We start from the raw sequence: 22,832 nt of genomic DNA, 5'->3' as shown, positions 1-22,832 counted from the left end.
GACCCCCTCAAAAGATGAATCGGGTTGTGGTGGTATTGGTACCGGGAATGCGTACCAGCACTGGTCCTTCGTCGAACTGATCGCCGACTGGTGGGGGCTGGTGCTGGCTCTCAGCCTGTGAAACTTGGTTGGTTGCGGAGACGGCGCCGAGCACCGCGCCAATCAGAAAGGCAAAGGCGGCTGACGTGAGGCAGGCCCAGAAGACGGCAATTGGTCTCATGGTCAAAGCCTCAGTAAGGGACGCACTTGTTGCAGGCCCCTGTCCAACCCGGGGTTCCGCAGCCTGAGCAAGGTTCGGTTTCCGGCGTGCCGCGCTCTTCCGGACGGCTCTCAAGGTCTGGGAGCAACAGGGCCAGCGCCTTCTGGTAGTTCGGGTTGTCGTCCAGCATCTTGGCCACGCTGTCGCAATCGCTGCCTAGTGCGGTGATCCTGTCGTACCCGGCCTGCACAACCGAGCGGTAGTCGTAGACCATGTAGCGCAAGAGGTCCTGTGTCTGGTCGAGCGCTTCATCCCGCGCTGTCAGGTCGGCCTGCAACTGGTCGCGCTCAGCTACTACGCGGGCAAAGTCAGTTGCATCGACATATTCCCGCCCGAACAAATGCCCTATGTAGCTTTTCAACAGCCGGCCGCAGGTGTGATCAAAGATGTAGCGTTGCACCTTGCTCATGATTGCGACTCCAGCAGTTCGATTACGTCCAGGTATCCGGCGACGTGGCTGCCGGGCTTGTCGGCAGCGGTGCGTTTGAGGTGTTCCACCACCAGCGCCACCCCGTTGGTGGCGGACAGCGTTCGGTGCATGGCGAGAACCGTGGCGGTAGCCTCGGCCCGGGCCTGTAAGCGCATGAAGTGGTTGATGGGGCCATTCACCACCAGCACCGGTATGGGCTTAGGGCGGATGGCGGTTTCGGTTGAAAACACAGGCGCAGGGTTAGGGCGGCGGGCCTGGTCAAGGGCCGCCTGTGCGATTGGGTTCATGGGTTACCTCAGACTGATTGTTCGGGCTGTGGTTTGATTCGGGATATCTCGGCTGTATATTGCGGGTTCTAAAAAAAGGAGGTTTTATGAGCTTGTATCTTTACTTGAATGAGCATTGGCATGCTGAAACTTGGATGTTCGGAGGTGTGATTCCTATAAACCCAGCAAGCACTTATAGGAAAATGGAAAGGTCTGGTATATATACTCCTGATGAAAACCTAATTCATGACTCTCCAGTTGATTTAACTACGCCAAACCCGCTGTTTAGGCTTTCCCCCGGGGCTCAAGTTAAAGGCCTCACCATGTGCGATAATTACGTGGATGGTGTTAGGCAGCCAGATGTATTTAATGCATCGTATTATGAGGAAGACGGGTTGATTCTTTCTTTCAGTCGACGCCTAAGCCGAAATGTTGCGAAAAAAATGAGTAAGACGGCTTGTATAAAAATTCTTGATATGAGTCGCTTAAAGGCTCATTTAGATGAGCAGCTTGGTGTTACGTCGAAGGCAGGTTTTTGCGAATACACCTCGGGTCATCAGCGAAATCACTTCCTAAAATCTGAAGCAGACATGTGGCAGGATGAGTACCGGTTATTTTGGTCGCTGCACAAGAAAGTCGAAGTGGAAATACCTCCGGGAATTGGCGAGTTGATGCGCAAGTGGTGATTAGGCGGCTGTCAACAATGCTTCAATCACTCGTTGCCCGGCCAGAGGCGGAACGGCATTGCCAACCATGTGCATGGTCAGCCGGTGGTTGTCCGGGCGCAGCGTGTCAGCCGGGAACGACATCGCGGCCAGCGCCTCATTGGCACTGAGCATCCGCATGCGGTCACCGTCGACCAGCGCCCAACGGTCTAGGGTGGTGATGGTGCCAATCGGGCGGTTAATGTCGCGCCCGGTGGTGCCAGAACCTTTGCCGTAATAGGGCATGATGAACCGCTCGCCAAAGCCCAGGCGGCCATTGCGCACTCGGTCGAGTGTCGCCTGGGCTCGCCCCGGCTTTTCGATCAACGACCAGCGTCCGGCGTCGAAGTTGAGGAAGCTTGCAGCTGGCACATGCTGGTGACGATGTAACTCAAGCATCAGCGGTGCTTTGCTGCGGGTCAGTACCAGAAACAACCGCACGCGATGTTGCGGCACACCCAGGTCAGCGCAGTCAACTACATGCGGCGCAATCTGGTAGCCAAGCGCCTGAACTGCTGACACCCACGCAGGGTAGAGCGCCCAGTCGGTAAACTCTTCTACGTTTTCCACCAGTCCCGCTTCCGGCCGGTGAAACTCCAAGGCAGATACCACTGCCCAGGCTGTCGAGCGCGACGAGTCGTGCTGTGGGTTGCCCGACTTCTTGCCCCGGGCTTTCGAGTGACCTTGGCAGCACGGTGAGGCCAGCAACAGGTCATGCTTCGGCACCAGTTCCCACCGGGCCTGGTGCAAGTCTTGGCAGACATGCTCAGCATGTGGGTGGTTGGCTGAATGCCATTTCACGGCCTCAGGCCAGTGGTTGGCTGCCCAGAGAACCTGGACGCCTGCGGCGCGCGCGCCGGTGCTCCATCCACCGAGCCCGGCGAATAGGTCGATTGCTGTTGTCATAGGAGCCTCGCTAACTGGCGTGATTCGTTGAAATGAGCTATGGAGTGATGGCCCGGCTTGGTGCCGGAGATAAACGATTTCAAGAAATGAGGGGAGTTATGGCTTTTACTGGTTCTTTTCAAACCGAAGCTTTTCCAGATCGAAGCCCGAATCGTCAGTGCTGGTTACTTTTCCGAGCTGGGCCGCTTTCTCGTCTGCAACAATTTCAGAAAGGAAAGATGTACATGAATAGCGTGAAATTTTTTTCTGAAATGAAAGGTGAAGAAGCTACCGCTCTGAGAGCAGATTTTTTAGAGAAAAATTACTTGACTCTTAAAAGCCAGCTTAATGGAAGACAGGTTGGTGAGTTTTTTGCTGTGATCGACGGAAAAGAAGTTTCACTGGGTGCAGAGGCAGTGCTTAACGTTGATCTACCTGACCCTTCAAACATTTTTATTTTTTGCATGGCTGCTCTGGCCGATGGCCTCGATGGCCGCGTCCCAGGCGAGCTTGCAGGGAAAGTGGCATTGAGTAATCGGTTTACAGAACTGGGCGATCACGTGCTCCTCGTAAACAAACCTGTTGAATTTTCAAAGAGATTGAATGCTGCAATTGCTTCGCACCCATATCTATATAGTTCGACATTTTTTGAAGGTGGCTATGGGCAAGTTGATTATGTTGACATGGATGTCCACAACGGAATCGTTGGACTATTCAGGAAAGATAAAGAGTATGCGTGGCAGCGGGAATATCGGTTTTGTATCGGCTGTAGATCTGAAGGCTTGAACGCTGACGGTGCGCTCGAACTGGAAATAGGTGATTTAAGTGATATTACAACCATTGTTCCTGTGGATCATTTTGCGTCACAGACTTTTACGCTGAAGCGCGGAGTTATCGAAACGGTTGACGGTGTAGCGAGGCATCGATATACCGATTGATGCCTCGTTCTCGATCGATGAATCAAGCCGCCGACTGGTAAGCTTGGAGAGCGAAGTACACACGGGCGCAGGCTTCGGTGTCCGGGCGGGCGCGGTGGCCACCGACCAGATCTTCACCGGTGAAGAACTTCAAAGCCTCAGCAACGGTGGGCTGTTTGAACTGCTTGCCCCGGCCGGCGGCGATCATCTTGGCGGTGGGTGGGCACTGCACGATGTTGGTGGTGGCCTGGCAGGTGCAGAACTTGTCGCCTTCGCGGTATTGGTTCGCCACTTCTTCGCCTTGGAAACGCATCAGGCCAATGCGCAAGATACGGTCGTCGAACGAGACGTTGTGAGCGACCCGCAGGCCGGCCTGGCGCCAGATGCGCATGAACCCCTCAACCGCTTCGTGCTCGGGGATGCCGTGCTCGAGCGCGATTTCGTTGGTGATGCCGTGGATTGCCGCAACCTCGTTTGGAATATCCCAACCTTGAGGCCGCACCATGGCTTCGAAGCTGTCGACCAGTTCGCCCTGCGGCGTGTAGAGCAGGGCGCAGATATCGACGATGTGCGGCTGGCGTGGGTCGTCGCTTGGGTCTTTGAACAGTGGGAGGCCGGTGGTTTCGGTGTCGAAGATGGCAATTAGCTTGGGCATGGCGGGTTTCCTTAAGGTGAAAAGAAGGCGCCTGGAGGCGCCTGTGGTGTTGCTGTAGGGAAGGTTGACTGTCAGGCAACCACTTGTTCGAGGGTGGCGATCACCTTGTAGCTGTGTTCAAGGGCCGACTCGCCTTCTTCTGCCACCTCGATCACCTGGTCATCGAGCAAGCGCAGCAGCAGGGTGGTTACCTGTTCGCTGCTCACCGCCAGGCGGCTCTGCACCCAGTGGGCCTTGAACGGCTTGCCGTTGGCTTTGAGCACGATCAGTTGCTTGGCGTCCTCGTAGTCGAAATCGCCGAACTCCTTGCTTACCGCGATATCAGCAGGGACCTGGTCGGTTTGTGGCGTCGGGGTTAAGTCAACGGGTTTGTCATCCAGCTCATTTTCCTGAAGTGGCGTGTTGCGACGGTCTCGATACATCGCCTCGGCAATGGCACCGGCGCTCAGAGGCAGCTCGCGCTGATCACGCTCGGCCTTGATGCCATCGGTACCTTCGGCGTAGTCGTTCGGGGCCAGCACCAGCAGAGCCAGCTTGCCCGACAGGTCGATCAGACCATGCCGGTTCGGGTCCTGGGCATCCACCGTGCCGGTAACGGTGATGTTCTTTTCCTTGAACTTAGAGTCGGCGATCTTGATAGGAATGGTGTCGACCGTGCGCGAGCTGATGATGCCGACGGCGGTGGTTACGACTTCCTCCGCCTGCTCGGTAAGACGGTCAATCACCTCTTGCTGGTCTTCTTCGTTCATGCGATTGAACGGCGCTTTCATGTTGCGCAGCTCGAAGATGGCGGCATCCACCATATCGCGCACCATCAATTGATGGGCTAGGACCATTGAAGGCACGCCATGCATCTTGGCGCGCTCGATAGCTTCGCGGTGTTCTACTTTCATGGGGTTTCCTCAAGACTTGGCGATCTGTTCCAGCTTTCGTTGCTGGTGAACGCTCAGAAGGGTGCGCGGGCCATGGCGCTTGAAGTTGGCCCGCATGTTGGTAACGAACTCGTCTTCCCAGGCGCCATCCGCGTGGAGCTCCGCGGCGGCGAGCAGTGAGGTGAATTCCTCAACCCGGTCGTACAGTTCCTCCACGGTCTGGCTGGCCATCACGCAGCAGCCTGGGTGGTTTGCACGCCATGGATGTGCTGGATAAGCGCAGTGCAGATGAGCGGGAAGTCACTGGCGCGGTACAGCTTGGCGCCGCCTTTGACCTCGGCCGGTAGGAAGCCCAGGGTGTGGAGGAATTCAGCAGTCAACGAGAAGCCCAGGCGGGCAACGATGTCGCCCAGCTTGATGCGCTGGCCGTCGTCGGCTGCTGGTTGCACTGCAGGTGTTGCACTGGTGATCGGCGTTGCTGCCGGCGCCGGATCAGGGCTATGGATCTGCTCGACCACCGGCTGCGGCTTGCTTTCTTCCTGCGCGACTGTTGCCTGGGCAGCCTGCTGTCGAGCTTGTTCGTCCTGCTGCCGCTGCTGTTCGGCTTGCTGGCGGGCCGCCTCGGTATCACGACGTTTTTGCTCTTCCTGTTCGTGCTCGTTGATGCGCACCTTGATCAGCGCAACCAGATCGTCGTTGGCCTTCAGCGCCAGTTCCTGGAAGTCGTGGAACAAGAACTTATGGTTGGCCGCCAGATCGTTCATGCTCGCCTGGTTGATGCGGATGCCGTCGGCAATCCGGCTGGCCTCGATCTTCGCCCGGGCCAGCTCTGCGTCGGCCGCCTCGTTCAGGCTGTCGATGGTGCGCTTGCCCTTGATAGCCTCGGCGAAATTGGCCGGGACCTTCGGCATGCGGATACGCCCGCCCAGCGTGCCGTCGATCTGATCAATGTGAGCCTGCAGGGCTTTGGCCGCGTCGATGACGATATCGGAGCGGATCTGGTCCTTGCGGGCAGCTACCAGCTTGCTCAGCTCCAACCGCTTGCGGCGGGTCTCGGCGGCAATGTCATCGATAGCCTTGAACAGCACGTCGATGCTTTCGGTCTGGCTCAGGGCATGTTCTTTGGCGGCCTTAAGCTTGTCTTCGACCTCGCCGCACCACTTCACGGTGGCATCGGCATCGGCGAAGTCCTTGTCGGTCGACAGCTGGGTGTTGATGTTGCCGATCACAGCCAGCGCGTGGGACTTGAAGGCGTCCAGGTTGCTTGCAGTGACCATGCCGGTGACGTCGATGCGCAGCGCGGGCAACTGATCCGGAGCGGCGCCGATGGCTTCGACCTTGGCTTCCTGTACTTCGAAGTTACCCAGGTCTTCTTCGAACTGAGCCCAGCCAGCAACCAGCTGTTCGCGTCGACCTGCAACAGGCAGGTACTCCAGGTGCTCGAAGTTGTCGCGGGTGCCGTCCGAGCAAACGAAAATCACACGTTCGGCGCCACTGACCAGCAGCTGCTGTTCCAACTGCCAGTAATAGTGCGGCTCCAGCTCGCCGGCACGGATCTGTGCGACAACCTTCTGGTTCCACAGCTTGTGTTCGAACAAGGTGTCACCCAGCATCGTGGCGCCGTCCATCGAGGCCAGCAAATTGCCGCTGGTGCCGACGATGGGGTAGAGCTCTTCGTCGATCATTTCCTCGACCAGAGGGCGGGCAAGTTCCTCTGTTGCGTGCCCACGGTCGAAAGCGGCCTGCTGCTGGGGCGTCACCTCCGGAACAATGCCGGTCTTCTTCATGGCCAGCAGTTCGTTGCGGGTCTGGTACTTCGAAGCGCCCATCATCGCGGGCGCCTCCGAAGCGGTGAAGTAGCTGGAGCGAAGGGCGTGCCACTCTGGCGTGCCCTGTTGGACGTTATGCACTTGCATCGGTGTGATCTCCTTCAATGGGCGCCAGAGCGTGGATACGCTCGACCTGTTCGGGGGTGACGGTGTACTTGCTGGTCAGGTTGGCCAGCAGGTGTTCAGGGCTGGTGCGGCCGTTGGCGATCATCGATCGCCACTTGTCCGCGTTCTCTTCCAGCTTGCTGTCGGTGTAGGCCGGCAGCTGCTTGGGCTCGTCGGCCTTGCGGGCGTGTGCTTGATTGAGCTCGCGCTCGGTCGGGATGTCCTGTACTTCCTCGGCAACAGGCATGCCGCGCAGCACATCTGGGAAGACGTCACGCAAGGCAAATGCTCGCGCACGCATCTGCCGCATACGCTTCGGGTACTGGCTCCAGGGGCCAGACTTGCCAGCCAGGCCGGCCAGCTTGGCGTCGGTCATGCTGAACGTGCGCACCTGCTCTTCCTCGCCGCGGCGCTTGGCCCGGCAGGTTGCCGTCTCACCGTCATCCGTCTCGGTGATGTACTCGCAAAGCGGCGAGCTGCGAGCCAGGGCGATAACCGCGTCACCCCAAAGGGAAGGACGGCCGTTGATGACGGCGATGCTCTGCATGGCCTGCATCGGCTGCAGCCCCAACTCCATGCCCCACTGAACCGCTACCAGGATGTTGGCTGGCTTGCGCTGGAAGTCCTTGGGGACAATGTCGGAATTGGCCAGGTAGTCGGCGAACTTCAACGCTTCGTCAAGGTTCTGCGGTGCCAAGCTGAAGGTTGGCTTGATCGTTAGATCAGTCATGGTTGTGGTCCTATCGAGTGATGAGGTCAGCCAACCCGATCAGCACCAGCCAACCGAACCAGCCAAGGAGGGAAGTGGAAGCGCCGCGCCAGATCAGCAGGCGGCGCCGGTGTTGGGCGGCGGTCATGGCGCAGGCAACTTGCCGTAGCCAGCTTTCTGCAGGCGGTCCATGACGATGCGTGCCTGCGCCGGGGTAACGACGGGAGTCACCAGGGCAACGTCGATCATTGCGCTCAATTCGGCTTCGATACGTTCCGCCTCAGCCTGCTCTGGCGTACGCACCATCCGGGCTTGGAAGCAGCAGCAGATCCCTTCTTCCTGGTGCTCGACGGCAACCATCCAGGTGCCACCGGTATCGAAGACCGCACAGAGCGTGCAGTTGGCGCCGATGAACTGCTCTGCCTCTGGCCAGATGGGGAGGCCGACTTTCACGATTCGCACCGTTGAGCCGAGTGGTGGGAGATTCATTTCGCTCATGGAAACCTCACAACAAGCATGTTTCGGCGGACCTCGATGCTGATTTGCCGAGGCAGATCGGTGACCAAGAAAAAGCCCTGCGATTGCAGGGCTCTGATCAGTCCGGGGATGGTGGGGGCGATGACCGCCCGGCATTTACTGGTCATAGCGGCGCTCCAACTGAATGCAGCGCTCATCAGAGCGCCAGTCACCGGCCTGGAACGGGTAGTCGTCCGGCTCGGCATCGTCTTCTTCGGGTTCAGGCTCGTCGTCCAGGTCGGGCAGGTCGAGCCACAGGTCGTGGGCGGTCACTGCCGCGTCACTCGTTCTATACGTTCCTGGCGCAGGGTGCGGGCGAGAACACTGAACCGCGCCATGTCGATGCGCATGTTCATCAGGTTGTGTTCTTCATGGCCGATATCGCCACGGGCCAGGGCATACGCCGCCATGCCAGCGGCGTAGCTGAGTTCGCTTTCGGTCGCCACCAGGTCAACCGGCGGCGTCTCCAGCACCTTGCGAACTCGTTCGTTGAAAAGGGGAAGGGCGGTCTGGTTGAACATGGTGGTTTCCTCTGTTGATTCCCCGTCTGGCCCTCGGTGGAAGGCCAGCCAGTGGAAGCGTCAGCCTTCGCGGCTCATCTGCTCGTGACTGGCATGCTCTTCGCTGCAGAACGGCAGGCACTCACTCATGGCGGCGCGCTTGCGCCGCACATGGTCGTAACCTTGGAAGTAGATGGTTCGGTAGATCGGCTTCTCCACCGGTTGGCGGCAGCGGGTGCATTTCACGGGTTCTTGTGGCTGTTGAGTCATGGGTGTTTCCTCCGGTTGATTTCCCGCTGCACCCGTAACCAGGTGCAGAAGTGAAATGTTCCGGTGCTGCTGCCGCCGCTGTTACACGCCACCTGCGGACTGGGCGATGACTTGGTTCGGGGGCCCTTGAGGCCCGACAGCCGACCACGCCATGCAGGCTGTCGGCTCTCGTTTATGCGGTGCTCGACGCTGCGCACCCGGGGTGAGGCTTCCCCTGTACCGAATAGGCTCGGCTCGCTGCCATGAATCTGCGTTATGCGCAGAACATGTTTGCATTATGCGCAGAAAACAATCTGCGTCAAGCGCAGAAAATTTCTTGCGGGTAAAAAAAAGCCCGCCAAATGGCGGGCTGGGCTCTGTGATTATTTGGGAGCTATGTGTTTTTACACTTCGGATGGGCCTTCTGCAGGGCCTCGGCAGTCAGCATCGCAGCATCTTCTGTCCATCTTTCCGGATTGTTTTTTAGAAATTTGGCAACGATCGCTGCGTTTTGACCATTTGTAGCCTTTGGGGAGCAGTAAAGAACGCCATTGGTGGCGCTTGCTACGCCTGAAACGAATCCGAGGTACATACCGCTTGCCCAGGAGGCAGTATCACTCTCATATTCTGGCAGCCATTGCATCAGGTCGTTCCCAGTTGCCGACCAAGCCTGCCCGGTTATAAGTGCAGCAACAGCTGCGGTCGCTAGAACTATTTTTTTCATTTTTCACCCAGACCTTCAGAGTCCTGTCATCTTCGTGTCGATTACGCGCCCGATGAACCTGCAATTTCCGTTGATTTCCATGGTGCGGTAAGCCGGGTTCAATGGGCGTAGGTATTTGACCCCAGCGTCTTCAACATACTGTTTGAAAGTCTTTTCGCCGCTATCAAGCATCTCAGCGACGTAGTATTTACCGCTGATCAGATCGGCCTCAGGTTTCACCAGGATATGTGAACCTTCGGGGAAACTTGGGTTTCCTGCACAGGTCATTGAGTCGCCACGTACGGTTAACCAGAAGCCATGAGTGCCGGCGTTTTCTGTTGAGACCAGCCACTCATCAGCTTGACCAGGAGTAAAGTTGTCAGGCGACTCTGCCCATTCCCCAGCGGTTACCCAACTGATAAGTGGGTACTTTCTCAGTATCCCTACCTTCTGTATGAAATCCTCTACGTTTGAGTCTTGTTGGCTGTTGAGGTACTCAATCGCACTTAACAAGAAACCACCTGACCCAGCAGAAGGGTCGGCGACTGTTACCGTCAAATCCAGCGCAGCCATGATTTTGCTGAGTAGTTCTCGGCTTACACCCTGCTTACCACGCTCCAGGCGCGACAGGTTGCCAGTGTCGGTATCGACCTGATTGGCGAGTGCTTCAAGCGTCAGACCCTTGGCCTTTCGCGCTTCTCTAATGCGTTGTCCTATATCCATTCAATGATTCTCTGTTCTTGCTGCGCAGGACGCAAAGCGCGTTGCGCAGATTTTCCTTGCATGAAATCTGCGCAATGCGCAGAATTGATTTGAGTCCATCCTCAAAAGGCAAATGCCATGTCCCCGCTGAAAAGAGCACGACTGTCCCGCAAGTGGACGCTGGCTGATGTAACGGCCCGCGTTGCTGCGTTGGGCGACCGCCTCGATTCGGGAAACCTTTCCCGGGTTGAGCGCGGCGAACAAAAGGCATCTACGGCACTAGCTGAAAAGCTGGTTCAGGTATTCGAAGGCGACCTGACCGAGATCCACATCCTGTACCCGGAGCGCTTTGCCGGGGCAGAAGACGTGGCGGCTTGATCATGTCGACGCCCTCATTAAGCCCGGAGCAGGTCTCAAGGTCCCGCAAGAACATGGCCGTTCTCATGCAGCGGCTTGCATCGGTCGGGAATGGCCCGGTAGCGCTTGCAGTCGGTTGCGATGAGGCAACCATCAGCCGCATGAAGCCGGAGAAGTTCCAGCAATTCGCAGAGATCCTTGCAGTGCTTGACCTGAAGATCGTCCCCATGGAGATGCGTTGCTTCAACCAGCGCGACATCGAGGCGATCCTGCACCAGGCCAAGCGCTGGATGGAGCATGTGCAGCACGTCGACCAGCTGGACGAGGAATAGGCCGTGCCTGCCTTCCAGATCAATGACGACGAGTGGGGCGCCCTGGCCGAGGAACCGGTCGAGACGTTCAAGCTGTATTGCGCAATCCGTCGGGTCATGGATTTTCGGACTGGCATCGCCGGTAAATCACGTAGAATTAGCGAGCAGATGCTGCGCGAGGTTCTCTACGTCGCCCCTTTGCCTGGCCGTCACGCGCCGCCAGAAGTCACCCGGCAGAAGGTTCGATCCCTTCTCAAGCGTCTTGAAACAATCGGCGTGACAAAGTCGATTGGCCCGCTGGTTTTCGAGCTTCCGCTCGCTTCATGGGATGGTCCGTCCAAAACAGGAGCAACCAAGGAGCAACCAGAGGAACAACCGCAGGAACAACCACCGTCAGAATCTCCAGAAGCCACGTATAACGGGGCTTTCAGCTGTCCAGAAACTGGAGCAGCAACCGCAGGAGAATCAGCCGAACCCGAGAGGAACAACCTACCTCCGGTATCCGGTAAAAGCCCTACTACTCTCTCCGCGCGCGGCTACTTCGAAATGCACGATGGCTGGCAGCCTGCTCCCAAGACTTGGGGGGCAACGGCGCTACGCAATGCCATCCCCACAGCCGTCCCCGAAGACACCCTCAACGAATTCCGCTCGTACTGGATCGCACGCCCCGACAAGGAGCAGTCGCAGGCCCAGTGGGAGCACCAACTCGCCCAGTCCCTGAAACACCACATTCGCCAGGCACAAGCCGGGGGGTACTCCCATGGATCAGCACCAGGATCTTCCAAAGCAGAAGCCCATCAACAACGCGCCAATGGTGGCAACGGTGATGGCCAAAGCGATCGATACCAGCGCCAAGATCGTTCAGCACCCGGCCGCGTCCGTGCAGCAATCGCTGAGCGACAGCAACGAGAGCAAGCTGCCGCAGCCGCTGCTGGACAAGCTCTGGCTGAAGATGTCGGAGATGTACGGGCACCGCTGGACGTCGAGTTTCGGCGAATCAGCTGACCAGGAGCACAGCTGGGCGAAGATCTTGGGTGGACTCACTGGCCGTCAGCTCGCCGGTGGCCTGCAGCAATTACTCGATCGAGCAGCTGAATTCGACTGGCCGCCACCCGCGAACGTCTTCCGCGCCATGTGCCTGCACGTCCAGGGTTTGCCACACGTTGACCAGGCCTGGACCGAAGCCCTAATAGGCAAGTACAGCCACGAAGCTGTGAAGGTCGCCGCCGAAGCAACCGGTACTTTCGACCTCAGAGGTGCCAAGCACAGCGACAAGTCCCTGCGCCAACGCTTCGAACGCAATTACGCCATCGTCCAGCGTCGCGCCCAGAACGCCCAGCCGCTCGACGGGAAGATCAGCCAGCGCATCGGGCATGACAGTGGCATGAAAGCCCAGCTGGCTCGCTCCCACCAGGAAGCACGCGACCTTATCACTGCCCAAGGCCTGCCAACTGACCCACAACAGGCCCGCAAGCTACTGCTGGCCAAGCTCGGCATCCGGAGGCCGGCATGAACTACGAACCGCAACAGCGCCCGGCACACGGTTTTCAGCCGTTCTCCCGAGCTTCGATGTCGATCTTCTGCGACGTCTGCAGCAAGCCGCGCAACAAGGGCGACCACGGAAAGTGCGCCAAGACCCGCCAAGCAGCGGGATTCATCATTCAGGAGAAGCGCCGTGGATAACCTCGATGTCGTCAAATTCACTGTCCCCGGCGAACCGCAGGGCAAAGGGCGCCCGCGAATCGGCAAGGTTGGGCAGCACTCACGCATGTTCACGCCACAGAAGACCGTGGCCTATGAGGGCCTGATAGCCATGTTGGCCCAGAACGCTATGCAGGGCAGGGAAGTGATCACCCGTCCGGTGATGCTCGAAATGCTGATGGAGCATCCAATCCGCCCATCTTGGACCAAGAGGAAACAGGCCCAGGCACTGGCCGGCGAAATTCTGCCCACCGTGAAGTGCGATGCCGACAACTGCATCAAGGCTGTGTGTGACGCGCTCAATGGTGTCGTTTGGCGCGATGACGTGCAGGTGGTGAAGCTTTTCCTGACCAAGAAATTTGCTGCAGTCCCAGGTGTCACCGTGCGAGTTGTACCGCTCGAACAGGGGGCCGCGTGAACTGCAACACAACGAACTACGCAGAACTACGCAAGGGGGCAGTATGAAACTTGGAAGCGCGCGCCTTGCTTGGCACGATTGTTACTACACGCCCTGGGACAGCGTCATGCACCACGGGCTGGAGGGGGCGAAGCTCGCCAAGCGAGGGTACGTGGCGAACGAAACCCGGCCAGAGCGATGGGATAACCTTGGCAAGATCGCCCACATGGCCCTGGCAGGGAGGGTGCAGGACGCCATCGCAAGTCTGCCGCAGGATTACCAGCAGTTCGGTCACCACCTGTACGCTCCCGTGATTACCACTGAAGTGTCAAACAACTGGGAGGAGGTTGCTCTGGTCAAGTTGGCTGGCCACGTCCACGTTGAGCTGGAGCGGCGGGGTGATAAACGAAGCTGCAGGCCTTACAGCCGCGAATGGTGGGTTGCCCGTGGTGTATTGGTACGGTACCGGCATATGGTGCAGGGCGGCATGGGCGCCAGCCCCGATCCAATGGCGAACCCATGGGTGTTTCGGGGCTGGCTGGCTGATAACCACGGTCTGGAGCTCGACAGCCGCAATTGGGCCAGGCAGTGGGGCTGGCTGGTACAGCTGATGTTTGACCAGGCTGGTATGATCGATCGCATGTGCTTGCGTCCAGTTGGGCGTGTTCTGATCGAGGAAAGGGTGGCGGCGTGAAAGACGACAGACTCAGGATTCCGATGGATTTGGGTTATGCGCACGCTCTTGGCGTTGCGATGTATGCATTCAGTGGACTTGAGTGGAATGTGATTTGGTGTTGCGAGCGCTTACAGCCAAACTCAATCTACAAGTTGGCTGAGTTGACTTCAGGCGTGGTCAAGAAGCGTTTCCGTAAGCTGGCGACAGAGGTTGCCGATGACGCTCTGCGCGAAAGATTGCTTCAGGCTGCAGACAGGTTCGATCCGCTAGTGGATCTGCGAAACGATTTTGTTCACGGTAGGCCGATGACAGATACAGACGGCGGTCAGCGGGTAAGCGGTCAGCATGGCCCGTGGACTATCCAGCGCCTTGAAGACACCGCAGATGAGTTCACCGCATGCTCCAGCGTTTTCAACGCTTTTCTTCACGGAGCTCTGAATGAACTTTCGTTACGAACATCTTTGGTGCAGAGCGGAGAGCTGGAGGCATAGTGAAATTTGGCATGTGGTGGAGGCAATGGGCTACCATCCGCGACTCATCAACTTAGTATGGATAGGGATCATGCAAGACCCAATACTGAAAATGCTTGTCAGCTTGGCCAACTCCGCTGGAGTAGAAACTGGAATTACATTGCACACCTCGACTGGTGTTATCTCTGGAATGACTATTTCCCAGAAGAACTATTTCGAAGAAATCGCTAATGGCTTTGCAAACGCTTGGCCTGGTGGGCCAAATGAAGATATTCGCACTTCGTTCTTGTCCATTGGCGGGGCGGCCGATGAACATGACGAGCTCACCAATGAGTTTATTCATTTGAAAGATGCTCGAGTTGTTAGCGCCGGTGGTTTTCTGCCGAGTTCTGGAGAAGGTGCTTACTGGAGAGGGAAGGTCGAATCTGTAACCGGCTTCCACTTAGGTTCGTATAAGCCTTGACATAAATGTGCGGGTTTCGGCATGATTTCCCCACGTTGCGAAATTGCGCACCGAACCTAGAAACCCGCCATTGAGCGGGTTTTTTGTTGCCCGCGAATTCATCTCAGACCCCGCCATCGAGCGGGGTTTGTCGTTTCTGCCCCTGAGAGGGGATATCGAGAATGCCAAACATGCCAGACAAACCAGATACCTGGGCGGTGCTGCTCGCTTGGCTGAGCCAGCACTCCCCCCTGCTGTACGCGGCAGGCCTTTCATGCGCGATGGCCGTCCTTCGGATCGCCTATGGCGGTGGCACTCGTCGGCAGATGTTCGTCGAGGGCGCTATCTGTGGCGGTCTGACCGTGACGATCATCAGCGGCTTCGAATTCTTCGGCCTGCCGCAAAGCATGGCCGGCTTCGTTGGTGGATGGGTTGGTCTCTTGGGCGTGGAGAAGGTTCGTGCCATTGCTGATCGCGTGACCGACTTCAAGCTGCCGAGCAAGGGGACTGGCCAATGAGCACTCCACGCGGCGTCCGCAACAACAACCCCGGCAACATCGATTACAGCCCGGCCAACAAGTGGAATGGCCAGCTGGGGCTGGAAGAGGGTGTGGCCAAGCCACGCTTTGCCCGCTTCGACACCCCCGAGAACGGCATCCGTGCCCTGGGCAAGCTGCTCCAGACCTACCAGCGCGTCTACGGGCTGAACACCGTGGCCAAGATCATCAGCCGGTGGGCGCCGTCCAACGAGAACGACACGGCCGCCTACGTGCGCTCTGTCGAGCGCCGCATCGGGTCAGCGCCGGGCGCCAAGATCCAGCTGACCGACCCAGTAACGCTCAAGGGATTTGTGGTTGCGATCATCATCCATGAGAACGCCGGCAACCCGTACAGCGACGCCGTGGTCAGCGAAGGCGTGCGGCGGGCTCTGGCGTGACCCGCAAGCAGCCGTACACGCCGTGCAAGCTGTATGTCGATGGCGCCGATGGCATCGCTGTCGGTGACTACATCACCACCGCCGCCGGGTCTGCGTACCTGGTGCAGACGCTCCGGATGAACCGCAACCGGCCGAAGCGCAAGCACATGGACTGCCTGCGCTGGCCAATAGCCGAGATACCCGCTGACGCACGCTGCTACCAGATGACCTGGTATGCGCGATGAGCTCCACAACCACCGAGGAAATCCCCATGTCCCCGATCATGAAGTACTTCGAGTTCGCCTATCTTCCGCCGCACCTGCAGGAAGTCAGCAAGCCTATTGGCGAGCTGGCGCAATTGATGGACGAGCAACTGCCTGATGGTGCCGAGAAGTCCGCCGGCCTGCGCAAGCTGCTGGAAGCCAAGGACTGCTTGGTCCGCGCGAAACTGAGCTGAGGACTCCCCATGAACACCATCTGCCTGGGCCGTTTGTTCATCGCGAAGTGCGGCCAGGCGGCCGGTGCTCCGCTTGTAGAGCGCGGTATCACCAATGAGCGTGGCGATCTTGGTGGTCGTCGTGGCGCTTGCTTGGTCTTCCGGTCGTTGTTCGGCAAGAGAAGGCCATGCAATGCCATCGCCATTGGTTGGTGGCGTAAGTGACCAACTACCTGGTGGCCGGCCTTGTCGCTTGCGGTGTGATCATCTACGTCGGCTGGCAGAAGATCGAGCGCCAGTCCTTGGCCCTGAACCAGGCCAACCAGCAGGTGGCAACCCTGGAAGCCGCCGCCGAATCCCGCCGCAACACTATCAAGCTGCTGGCCGACCTCGACACCCAACACACCCAGGAGCGCGAACGTGCGAACCAGACCAATGCCGATCTGCGTGCTTCTGTCGCTGCTGGCCAGCGCCGGCTGTCAGTCCTCGCCACCAGCTGCAGCCCCTCAGGATCTGCCACCGCCACCAGCGTGGGCCATGCAGAAGCGCGAGCCGAACTTGACCCAGCGACTGCTGAACGAATTGTCCGAATCGCCAACGACGGCGACGACGCCATCCGAGCTCTGAACGCGCTGCAAGACTACGTGGGCCGGGCCTGCTCCGGCATCAAGTGAGGGTAAGGCCATGACTGACGTGATCGCCGACGAGAAATTCAGACTCTCACTGCTCGGCAAGATCTGGCTGGCGGATCACAGTTGGTCCCTCACTGCAGGTGCCCAGCTCGACTTTAGCTTCGTGATTGGACAACGCGATGTGATCGCACTGTCGCGGAACTACTTCACGCTCAGCACCAGCATTACCGTTGAGCTCTATGAGGCCAGCTTCACAGGCGGCATTCAGATGCACACCATCAATCGTCGCCTCGCGTCGAGCGGCGATCCGAAGCCAACTCAGTTCTATTACGGCGTTACGCCAGGAGCACTGGGCAGCAAGATCACTGGCTTCGTGTCTGAGGCTACATCCAGCAACCGAGTTGGCAAGGATGGCGAGAAAGAACCGTTTGTGCACACAGCACAAGCCACTTATGTGCTGCGCGTAATCAACAGCGGGTCTGGAAATCAGCCATTCACACTCTCGGTCGAGTACCGGGAAAAGATTCCTTACGAGTACTGATCATGACCGTTACCTATGAAGTGAAAGACCCGGATGGACAGGTACACCGCATCGGGGCCCTGACCCATGTCCTCGACTCGAATGGACTGACCCTTTATGCAACCGCCGGTGTGGTGGTGGCGATCTTCCCCAAATTCGCCTGGATGCGTCAGGTGCAGGCTGTTGTGACGGAGACCACTACCGACAGTAGCGTCACCGATGCCGGTGAAGCCACCACCAGCGGCGAGGTTGTAGCCCCGGCCGCCACCGGCGAGTAATCCATCTATGGCCATGACCGTAAAGCGCCATCGGTTCGTGGCCGAGTACCTGAAAGACCTGAACGCCACCCAGGCGGCGATCAGGGCCGGGTATGCGACGAAGGGGGCCAAGGACCAGGCCTACGCGCTGATGCAGATCCCAGAGGTTGCCCAGGCCATCGAGAAGGCCATGAGCGAGCGCAACAAGCGCTTGAAGGTCGACGCCGACTACGTGCTGCAACGGCTCGTAGAGATAGACCAGCTGGACCTGCTGGACATTCTGGAGGATGACCTTTCCCTCAAGCCGCTCAAGCAGTGGCCCAAGGCCTGGCGCCAGTACCTGGTCGGTTTCGACCTCGCTGAGATGTTCGAAGGCCAGGGCAAGGACCGGGACATGGTCGGCATCCTCAAGAAGATCAAGTGGCCCGACAAGGTCCGCAACCTTGAGCTGCTGGGCAAGCACGTGAACGTGAACGCCTTCAAGGAGCAGGTCGAGGTCAACGTCACCGGCCTGGCGGACCGGATGGCCAAGGCAAAGGCGCGCGTCCGTGAACGTACCGGCCGAGATTGACTACGAGCAGCAGCTCGTTGAGGACATCCTGAGCTTTGCCGATGATCCGCTGGGCTACGTGCTCTATGCGTTCCCCTGGGGCGAGGAAGGCACGGAGTTGGCCAACAAGTCAGGGCCTCGGGAGTGGCAGTGCCAGGTGCTGGACTCCATCGGCCAGCAGGTCAGGGCAGGTGCCAAGGATCTGGGCGAAGTCATCCGCGAGGCTGTAGCCAGCGGCCACGGTATCGGCAAGTCGGCACTGGTGTCGTGGATCATCAAGTGGGCCCTGGACACCGCCATCGATACACGCGGTGTGGTCACGGCCAACACCGAGAGCCAGCTGCGCACCAAGACCTGGCCCGAGGTGGCCAAGTGGAACCGGCTTTCGATCACTGCCCACTGGTTCAAGCTGACCGGTACCGCGCTGATCAGCACCGACCCAGGCCACGAAAAGAACTGGCGTATCGACGCCGTGCCATGGTCGGACACCAACACCGAGGCGTTCGCCGGCCTGCACAACGAAGGTAAGCGCATCCTGCTCATCTTCGACGAGGCATCGGCCATCGCCGACCTGGTGTGGGAAGTGGCAGAGGGCGCCCTGACGGACGCCGACACCGAAATCATCTGGGCTGCCTTCGGCAACCCAACCCGTAACAGCGGTCGCTTCCGTGAGTGCTTCACGAAGTTCAAGCACCGCTGGCGGCACCGCCAGGTCGACAGCCGCACCGTCGACGGCACAAACAAGACGCAGATCGCCAAGTGGATCGCCGACTACGGCGAGGACAGCGACTTCGTCCGTATCCGCGTACGCGGCATGTTCCCGAGGGCTTCCGACTTGCAGCTGATCCCAACCGACTGGGTGGCCGAGGCCATGCGGCGCGAAGCCGTGTTTGGCATGGACGATGCCCTGGTGTGCGGTATCGACATCGCCCGCGGCGGCATGGACAACAACGTAATCCGCTTTCGGCGCGGCATGGATGCCAGGAGCATCAAGCCAATCAAGATCCCTGGGAGCGAGACGCGAGATACCACCAAGTTCATCGCCCGGGTATGCACCGAAGTGGTGGAGCGTAAACCTGATGCAGTGTTCGTCGACTCTACGGGTGTCGGCGGGCCAGTGGCTGACCAGCTTCGACGCCTGCTACCTGGCGTGATGATCATCGACGTGAACTTCGCGAGCCAAGCACCAGACCGGCACTACTCGAACATGCGGACCTGGATCTGGTGGCGTATGCGTGAGGCGATCAAGTCTGGCTTGGCGATCGAGAGCGACACCGAGCTCGAAACCGAGCTCACCAGCCCTGAGTACGACCACAACGCGTCGGACCAGCTTGCGCTGGAGAAGAAGAAAGACATCAAGAAACGTTTGGGCATAAGCCCGGACGACGGTGATGCCTTGGCCCTGACCTTCACCATGCCGGTGATGAAGGCCCAGTACCAGAGCAATGGTGGAATAAACGGTAGCCACCAATCCCATTACGACCCATTTCACAGCTGAGGACTTACCCCATGGGCGGAGCAGTCAAAAGTGTGGCCAACGTCGCCACGCTAGGCCTTGCAGGCAAGGTATTAGGCGATTCCTTCGAAACACCGAAGACCGATACCACTACCGCTGAGCAGGTTGACACCAACGATGTGTCAACAGCAGATGCTGAGGGTCTGGCGGCAGACAAACGCCGCCGCGCCAAGGCTGCCGGAATTACGTCGACCATCTTGGGTGGAGCAAATGCAACCGCCGCACCGACCACCACCAAGACCTTGCTGGGGCAATAACCATGGCCATCGACAGCCCACGCAAGCTGGCCGAGAAGCGGCTGTCAGCGCTGAAGAACGAGCGTTCTTCCTGGGATACCAACGCCAAGGAAATTTCGGACTTCATCTTACCCATGCGCTCCCGGGTGATGTGCGACGACACCAACCGTGGCGACCGCCGCAATAACAAGATCATCAACAATCGGGCCACGATGGCCAGTCGAACTACCGCATCGGGGATGATGAGTGGCATAACGTCGCCGGCTCGGCCGTGGTTCAACTTGGCGCCCGTGGCCAGGGCGATCATGGAGTTCGGCCCGGTTAAGTCCTGGTTCTACGAGTGCACCCAGCGCATGCGCGACGTGTTCTTGCGCTCAAACCTGTATCAAGTTCTGCCGACCTGTTACCAGGAGATGGCCACCTTCGGAACCGGCTGCATCTGGGTGGATGAGCACCCGGATACCGTTATCCGCTGTGAAGCTTTCACGTGGGGCGAGTATTACTTGTCCAACGGCGCCGACGGGCGGGCGGCAGCCATTTACCGAGAGTTCAAGTGGACAGTGAACCAGCTGGTTGAGAAATTCGGCGTTGAGTCGCTGAGCCCAGCTTCGAAGTCCATGTACGAGAACAACAACGGCGACCAGTTCATCAACTGTGCCCAGCGGGTCGAGTTGAACATGAACGCCAACCCTGATCGCGCTGGCAGTCGGAACCTGCCGTTCTCGGCGCTGACTTGGGAGACAGGTGCCCCTGGTGACATGGTGCTGGAAGACCGCGGCTATCACGAGTTCCCGGCTATGGCTGTCCGGTGGGAGTCGATGCCTGGGGACGCATACGGCACTGGCCCTGGACGCATCTGCTTGGGTGACGTGAAGGCCCTGCAGCTGTACGAGCGCCAGGCTGCCCGCATGACCGAGACTGGCGCAAACCCGCCGCTGCAGGCCCCGGCTGAACTCAAGGGGCAACCCAGCAGCACCATCCCTGGCGGGGTGACATACGTTCAAATGGTCGGCACTCAGAACCAGATGTCGCCCATCTACCAGCCAAATGCTGCTTGGTTGTCGCCCATCCAGGCGAAGATCCAGGAGCACGAAGGTCGGATCAACGAAGCGTTCTTCGTCGACCTGTTCCTGATGGTCAGCCAGCTCGACACAGTGCGCACCGCCACCGAGATTGCCGCGCGGAAGGAAGAGAAGATGCTGATGCTCGGCCCCGTGCTCGAGCGCATCAACGACGAACTGCTTGACCCGCTGATCGACCGCACTTTCAACATCATGCTGCGCCAGTCGATCCCGATCTGGGCCGGCATCATAGATGGCGACCCTTTGCTGCCACCGCCACCCCAGGAGCTGATCGAGGCCAACAGCGAGATCCAGGCCGAGTACGTGTCGATCCTGGCTCAGGCCCAGAAGTCACAGAACGTGCTGGGGCTGGAGCGGTTCGCCACTCTGGCCGGCAACCTGTCAGGAGCATTCCCGGAGGTGCTGGACAAGGTCAACTCCGACCAGCTCATCGAGGAGTACGCCGACGCCATTGGCGTGGTTCCAACCGTCGTCCGCGGGGCCGACGAAGTTGCCGCCATCCGCGAGCAGCGCGCCCAGCAGCAACAAGCTGCGCAAGCCCAGCAGGCCATGGGTGCAGCCATCCAAGGGGCCAAGCTCCTGTCCGAAACCGAAGTCACCCCGGACAACGTCCTGGGCCAGATGCTGGGGGCCTAAATGTTCGAAGACGCCGAGATCCTGCAGCAGCGGGAGGACGCCGCACGCCTGGAGCAAGAGCAGGCCGCCCAGGACTTCAAGTGGCTGATGGCAGATCCCCGTGGCCGGCGCCTGACCTGGAAACAGCTTGAGGCTGCCCGCGTGTTCCACCCGGTCTACGACCCGAAACCTATCCCGATGGCCTTCAGCGAAGGCAAGCGGCAGCACGGCCTGTATCTGCTGCAGCGCATCAACACCCTGTGCCCGCACCTGTACCAGGTGATGGTCGCGGAAAACACCACGGTCAATAGCGAGGAATGACCATGAACGACAAAGCAATCGAGCACGAAATTCAGGCAAAAGGACTCAATGCGCCGCGCATCCGTCCAGCTGATATCGAACTGAATATCGAAAGCGAGTGGTACATCAACGGCGCCACAGGCGTTGTGCCAAACGATGTTCAGCCGCCAGTACCTGCCGATCACCCATTACACCTGCTGACATTTTGCGTCCTGGTATTGCGCAACGGCTTCACCGTGACCGGCGAAAGCGCCTGTGCCAGCCCGGAGAACTTTGACGCCGAGATCGGTCGTCGAATCGCCCGCGAGAACGCCGTTGCCAAGGTCTGGCCGCTGATGGGCTACGAACTGCGCAGCAAGCTGTCTGCCCGAGCTGAGTTTGGCCAAACCGAAGGCGGTGAAGCATGAGCTACTTCATCCATGGCCGTCTCGGCCACTTCCTCATGAACGAAGCCGGCGCCGATGGCGTCCAGGGAGGTGGTGCAGCTGCTGCTCAGGCTACTGGCGAGCCGCAAAGCAACATCCTTGGAGGCGATCAGGGCGCCCAAGGCCAGCAGCAACAGCAGGCTGGCGATGCCAATCAGCAAGCCCAGGAAAGCCAGCAGCAGGGCCAGAAGCAGGAGGGTGAGGGCGATCAGGCGCAGAAGCCGGTGGTGCCTGAGGCCTACGCCTTCAAGGACCTACCAGAAGGCTATGCAATGTCCGATCAGCAGTTGGCCGAGGTAAGCCCGCTGTTCAAGGAGCTGGGCCTCACCCAAGAGCAGGCAGACAAGCTGGTTGCCTTCGACGCCAAGCGCGCCCTGGCTGCTGAGCAAGCCGGCCTTGAGCAGCGCCAAGGCCTTGTCACCGGCTGGGAGAAGTCCCTGCGCGAGGACGCAGCATTCGGCGGCGCCAACTTCGACGCCAACGTAGGCGTTGCCCAGAAAGCCCTGGCCCAGTTCGGTACCCCCGAGCTGAGCACCATGCTCAAGGAGTCCGGGCTGGGCTCCCACCCCGAAGTTGTTCGGCTCTTCCACCGGATCGGCCAGCAGTTGGCCGAGGGCCAGCTGCATAGCGGTTCCGGCAACAACACCCGTAAGTCCAACGAAGAAGTCTTCTACGGAAAATCCTGAGGAGTA

The 22,832-nt window shown here is 59.0% G+C and carries 40 protein-coding genes and 1 pseudogene; 26 read left to right on the top strand and 15 right to left on the bottom strand.

Going from position 1 to position 22,832, the window contains the following annotated elements; translation table 11 throughout:
- Positions 1-7: 7 nt before the first annotated feature.
- The 3 genes from ACP6KB_RS16735 to ACP6KB_RS16725 are packed head-to-tail and all read right to left on the bottom strand — an operon-like array spanning position 8 to position 976.
- Positions 8-220, bottom strand: coding sequence for a hypothetical protein (locus tag ACP6KB_RS16735; RefSeq protein WP_442108260.1), 213 nt, complete (start codon positions 218-220; stop codon positions 8-10).
- A gap of 10 nt (positions 221-230) precedes the next feature.
- Positions 231-668, bottom strand: coding sequence for a hypothetical protein (locus ACP6KB_RS16730; RefSeq protein WP_442108258.1), 438 nt, complete (start codon positions 666-668; stop codon positions 231-233).
- The gene (locus ACP6KB_RS16725; protein ID WP_442108256.1) at positions 665-976 is read right to left on the bottom strand and encodes a hypothetical protein; all 312 of its coding nucleotides are present in this window, start codon (positions 974-976) and stop codon (positions 665-667) included. Before ACP6KB_RS16725 ends, ACP6KB_RS16730 begins: the two co-directional genes overlap by 4 nt.
- 86 nt (positions 977-1,062) lie before the next feature.
- Here ACP6KB_RS16725 and ACP6KB_RS16720 point away from each other — a divergent pair, with 86 nt between their 5' ends.
- On the top strand, positions 1,063-1,641 hold the full coding sequence (locus ACP6KB_RS16720) for a hypothetical protein (RefSeq protein ID WP_442108254.1): 579 nt from the start codon (positions 1,063-1,065) through the stop codon (positions 1,639-1,641).
- Here the strand turns inward: ACP6KB_RS16720 and ACP6KB_RS16715 are convergent, their stop codons facing one another.
- Positions 1,642-2,565, bottom strand: a complete 924-nt coding sequence (locus ACP6KB_RS16715) for a DNA cytosine methyltransferase (protein WP_442108252.1) — start codon at positions 2,563-2,565, stop codon at positions 1,642-1,644.
- Positions 2,566-2,597: 32 nt separating this feature from the next.
- Here ACP6KB_RS16715 and ACP6KB_RS16710 point away from each other — a divergent pair, with 32 nt between their 5' ends.
- Positions 2,598-3,482: a hypothetical protein gene (locus ACP6KB_RS16710; RefSeq protein ID WP_442108250.1), complete on the top strand. Its 885-nt coding sequence runs from the start codon at positions 2,598-2,600 to the stop codon at positions 3,480-3,482.
- Positions 3,483-3,504: 22 nt separating this feature from the next.
- Here the strand turns inward: ACP6KB_RS16710 and ACP6KB_RS16705 are convergent, their stop codons facing one another.
- The 11 genes from ACP6KB_RS16705 to ACP6KB_RS16655 all read right to left on the bottom strand — a co-directional run bounded on the left by ACP6KB_RS16705 (position 3,505) and on the right by ACP6KB_RS16655 (position 10,322).
- Positions 3,505-4,116: a 3'-5' exonuclease gene (locus ACP6KB_RS16705; protein WP_442108248.1), complete on the bottom strand. Its 612-nt coding sequence runs from the start codon at positions 4,114-4,116 to the stop codon at positions 3,505-3,507.
- 71 nt (positions 4,117-4,187) lie between these two features.
- Positions 4,188-5,009, bottom strand: a complete 822-nt coding sequence (locus tag ACP6KB_RS16700) for a DNA translocase FtsK (protein ID WP_442108246.1) — start codon at positions 5,007-5,009, stop codon at positions 4,188-4,190.
- 9 nt (positions 5,010-5,018) lie between these two features.
- Complete coding sequence (locus ACP6KB_RS16695) at positions 5,019-5,219, bottom strand: hypothetical protein (protein ID WP_442108244.1); 201 nt, start codon at positions 5,217-5,219, stop codon at positions 5,019-5,021.
- Positions 5,219-6,904 (bottom strand): YqaJ viral recombinase family protein, encoded by a 1,686-nt coding sequence (locus tag ACP6KB_RS16690; protein WP_442108242.1) that lies wholly within the window; start codon positions 6,902-6,904, stop codon positions 5,219-5,221. Before ACP6KB_RS16690 ends, ACP6KB_RS16695 begins: the two co-directional genes overlap by 1 nt.
- Entirely contained in the window at positions 6,891-7,652 is a 762-nt protein-coding gene (locus ACP6KB_RS16685; protein ID WP_442108240.1) for a recombinase RecT, read from the bottom strand. Before ACP6KB_RS16685 ends, ACP6KB_RS16690 begins: the two co-directional genes overlap by 14 nt.
- A 123-nt stretch (positions 7,653-7,775) precedes the next feature.
- Positions 7,776-8,084 carry a hypothetical protein gene (locus ACP6KB_RS16680; RefSeq protein ID WP_442108238.1) on the bottom strand — a complete coding sequence of 103 codons (309 nt, stop codon included), beginning with the start codon at positions 8,082-8,084 and terminating at the stop codon, positions 7,776-7,778.
- Between the two features lie 180 nt (positions 8,085-8,264).
- On the bottom strand, positions 8,265-8,420 hold the full coding sequence (locus ACP6KB_RS16675) for a hypothetical protein (RefSeq protein WP_442108236.1): 156 nt from the start codon (positions 8,418-8,420) through the stop codon (positions 8,265-8,267).
- On the bottom strand, positions 8,417-8,668 hold the full coding sequence (locus ACP6KB_RS16670) for a hypothetical protein (protein ID WP_442108234.1): 252 nt from the start codon (positions 8,666-8,668) through the stop codon (positions 8,417-8,419). The genes ACP6KB_RS16675 and ACP6KB_RS16670 overlap by 4 nt, the downstream gene beginning before the upstream one ends.
- A gap of 60 nt (positions 8,669-8,728) precedes the next feature.
- Complete coding sequence (locus tag ACP6KB_RS16665; RefSeq protein WP_442108232.1) at positions 8,729-8,917, bottom strand: hypothetical protein; 189 nt, start codon at positions 8,915-8,917, stop codon at positions 8,729-8,731.
- Between the two features lie 373 nt (positions 8,918-9,290).
- On the bottom strand, positions 9,291-9,620 hold the full coding sequence (locus tag ACP6KB_RS16660) for a Rap1a/Tai family immunity protein (protein WP_442108230.1): 330 nt from the start codon (positions 9,618-9,620) through the stop codon (positions 9,291-9,293).
- A gap of 15 nt (positions 9,621-9,635) precedes the next feature.
- Complete coding sequence (locus ACP6KB_RS16655; RefSeq protein WP_442108228.1) at positions 9,636-10,322, bottom strand: S24 family peptidase; 687 nt, start codon at positions 10,320-10,322, stop codon at positions 9,636-9,638.
- 117 nt (positions 10,323-10,439) lie between these two features.
- On the opposite strand from ACP6KB_RS16655, the gene ACP6KB_RS16650 reads away from it, so the two are divergent.
- The 24 genes and pseudogenes from ACP6KB_RS16650 to ACP6KB_RS16535 all read left to right on the top strand — a co-directional run bounded on the left by ACP6KB_RS16650 (position 10,440) and on the right by ACP6KB_RS16535 (position 22,826).
- Complete coding sequence (locus ACP6KB_RS16650) at positions 10,440-10,679, top strand: helix-turn-helix domain-containing protein (protein WP_442108226.1); 240 nt, start codon at positions 10,440-10,442, stop codon at positions 10,677-10,679.
- A 53-nt stretch (positions 10,680-10,732) separates the two neighbouring features.
- Positions 10,733-10,990, top strand: coding sequence for a CII family transcriptional regulator (locus ACP6KB_RS16645; protein WP_236043165.1), 258 nt, complete (start codon positions 10,733-10,735; stop codon positions 10,988-10,990).
- Between the two features lie 96 nt (positions 10,991-11,086).
- Positions 11,087-11,656 (top strand): annotated as a pseudogene (locus tag ACP6KB_RS16640) (DnaT-like ssDNA-binding domain-containing protein); the annotation flags it as partial.
- Between the two features lie 73 nt (positions 11,657-11,729).
- A complete protein-coding gene (locus ACP6KB_RS16635) occupies positions 11,730-12,482 on the top strand; it encodes a hypothetical protein (RefSeq protein ID WP_442108223.1) in 753 nt (250 codons plus the stop codon).
- Positions 12,479-12,652: a hypothetical protein gene (locus ACP6KB_RS16630; protein ID WP_442108221.1), complete on the top strand. Its 174-nt coding sequence runs from the start codon at positions 12,479-12,481 to the stop codon at positions 12,650-12,652. The genes ACP6KB_RS16635 and ACP6KB_RS16630 overlap by 4 nt, the downstream gene beginning before the upstream one ends.
- On the top strand, positions 12,645-13,088 hold the full coding sequence (locus ACP6KB_RS16625) for a RusA family crossover junction endodeoxyribonuclease (RefSeq protein WP_442108219.1): 444 nt from the start codon (positions 12,645-12,647) through the stop codon (positions 13,086-13,088). Before ACP6KB_RS16630 ends, ACP6KB_RS16625 begins: the two co-directional genes overlap by 8 nt.
- Before the next feature lie 43 nt (positions 13,089-13,131).
- Entirely contained in the window at positions 13,132-13,761 is a 630-nt protein-coding gene (locus tag ACP6KB_RS16620; RefSeq protein ID WP_442108217.1) for a hypothetical protein, read from the top strand.
- A complete protein-coding gene (locus tag ACP6KB_RS16615; RefSeq protein WP_442108215.1) occupies positions 13,758-14,234 on the top strand; it encodes a hypothetical protein in 477 nt (158 codons plus the stop codon). The genes ACP6KB_RS16620 and ACP6KB_RS16615 overlap by 4 nt, the downstream gene beginning before the upstream one ends.
- On the top strand, positions 14,182-14,676 hold the full coding sequence (gvpU, locus tag ACP6KB_RS16610; RefSeq protein WP_442108213.1) for a gas vesicle accessory protein GvpU: 495 nt from the start codon (positions 14,182-14,184) through the stop codon (positions 14,674-14,676). The genes ACP6KB_RS16615 and gvpU overlap by 53 nt, the downstream gene beginning before the upstream one ends.
- A gap of 161 nt (positions 14,677-14,837) precedes the next feature.
- A complete protein-coding gene (locus ACP6KB_RS16605; RefSeq protein ID WP_442108211.1) occupies positions 14,838-15,173 on the top strand; it encodes a phage holin, lambda family in 336 nt (111 codons plus the stop codon).
- Positions 15,170-15,592: a structural protein gene (locus ACP6KB_RS16600; protein ID WP_442108209.1), complete on the top strand. Its 423-nt coding sequence runs from the start codon at positions 15,170-15,172 to the stop codon at positions 15,590-15,592. Before ACP6KB_RS16605 ends, ACP6KB_RS16600 begins: the two co-directional genes overlap by 4 nt.
- Entirely contained in the window at positions 15,589-15,816 is a 228-nt protein-coding gene (locus ACP6KB_RS16595) for a hypothetical protein (RefSeq protein WP_442108207.1), read from the top strand. Before ACP6KB_RS16600 ends, ACP6KB_RS16595 begins: the two co-directional genes overlap by 4 nt.
- Before the next feature lie 26 nt (positions 15,817-15,842).
- The gene (locus ACP6KB_RS16590) at positions 15,843-16,028 is read left to right on the top strand and encodes a hypothetical protein (RefSeq protein ID WP_442108206.1); all 186 of its coding nucleotides are present in this window, start codon (positions 15,843-15,845) and stop codon (positions 16,026-16,028) included.
- A gap of 9 nt (positions 16,029-16,037) precedes the next feature.
- Entirely contained in the window at positions 16,038-16,232 is a 195-nt protein-coding gene (locus tag ACP6KB_RS16585) for a hypothetical protein (RefSeq protein ID WP_442108204.1), read from the top strand.
- The gene (locus ACP6KB_RS16580; RefSeq protein WP_442108202.1) at positions 16,229-16,681 is read left to right on the top strand and encodes a lysis system i-spanin subunit Rz; all 453 of its coding nucleotides are present in this window, start codon (positions 16,229-16,231) and stop codon (positions 16,679-16,681) included. The genes ACP6KB_RS16585 and ACP6KB_RS16580 overlap by 4 nt, the downstream gene beginning before the upstream one ends.
- Positions 16,682-16,691: 10 nt before the next feature.
- On the top strand, positions 16,692-17,180 hold the full coding sequence (locus tag ACP6KB_RS16575) for a hypothetical protein (RefSeq protein WP_442108200.1): 489 nt from the start codon (positions 16,692-16,694) through the stop codon (positions 17,178-17,180).
- A gap of 2 nt (positions 17,181-17,182) precedes the next feature.
- Positions 17,183-17,437 (top strand): hypothetical protein, encoded by a 255-nt coding sequence (locus tag ACP6KB_RS16570; RefSeq protein WP_442108198.1) that lies wholly within the window; start codon positions 17,183-17,185, stop codon positions 17,435-17,437.
- 7 nt (positions 17,438-17,444) lie between these two features.
- Complete coding sequence (locus tag ACP6KB_RS16565) at positions 17,445-17,987, top strand: terminase small subunit (protein ID WP_442108196.1); 543 nt, start codon at positions 17,445-17,447, stop codon at positions 17,985-17,987.
- Positions 17,965-19,464, top strand: coding sequence for a terminase (locus ACP6KB_RS16560; protein ID WP_442108194.1), 1,500 nt, complete (start codon positions 17,965-17,967; stop codon positions 19,462-19,464). Before ACP6KB_RS16565 ends, ACP6KB_RS16560 begins: the two co-directional genes overlap by 23 nt.
- 11 nt (positions 19,465-19,475) lie before the next feature.
- Positions 19,476-19,739: a hypothetical protein gene (locus ACP6KB_RS16555; RefSeq protein ID WP_442108192.1), complete on the top strand. Its 264-nt coding sequence runs from the start codon at positions 19,476-19,478 to the stop codon at positions 19,737-19,739.
- A gap of 2 nt (positions 19,740-19,741) precedes the next feature.
- Complete coding sequence (locus ACP6KB_RS16550) at positions 19,742-21,436, top strand: portal protein (protein WP_442108190.1); 1,695 nt, start codon at positions 19,742-19,744, stop codon at positions 21,434-21,436.
- Positions 21,437-21,736 carry a Bbp19 family protein gene (locus tag ACP6KB_RS16545; RefSeq protein ID WP_442108188.1) on the top strand — a complete coding sequence of 100 codons (300 nt, stop codon included), beginning with the start codon at positions 21,437-21,439 and terminating at the stop codon, positions 21,734-21,736.
- Positions 21,737-21,738: 2 nt separating this feature from the next.
- Positions 21,739-22,122: a Gp49 family protein gene (locus ACP6KB_RS16540; protein ID WP_442108186.1), complete on the top strand. Its 384-nt coding sequence runs from the start codon at positions 21,739-21,741 to the stop codon at positions 22,120-22,122.
- Positions 22,119-22,826, top strand: coding sequence for a hypothetical protein (locus ACP6KB_RS16535; RefSeq protein ID WP_442108184.1), 708 nt, complete (start codon positions 22,119-22,121; stop codon positions 22,824-22,826). Before ACP6KB_RS16540 ends, ACP6KB_RS16535 begins: the two co-directional genes overlap by 4 nt.
- Positions 22,827-22,832: the final 6 nt, after the last annotated feature.

Source organism: Pseudomonas sp. NUPR-001 (assembly GCF_052147955.1).
Lineage (GTDB): Bacteria > Pseudomonadota > Gammaproteobacteria > Pseudomonadales > Pseudomonadaceae > Aquipseudomonas.
The sequence above is the reverse complement of the archived record's forward strand: the minus strand, read 5'-3'. Positions and strand labels throughout refer to the sequence as shown.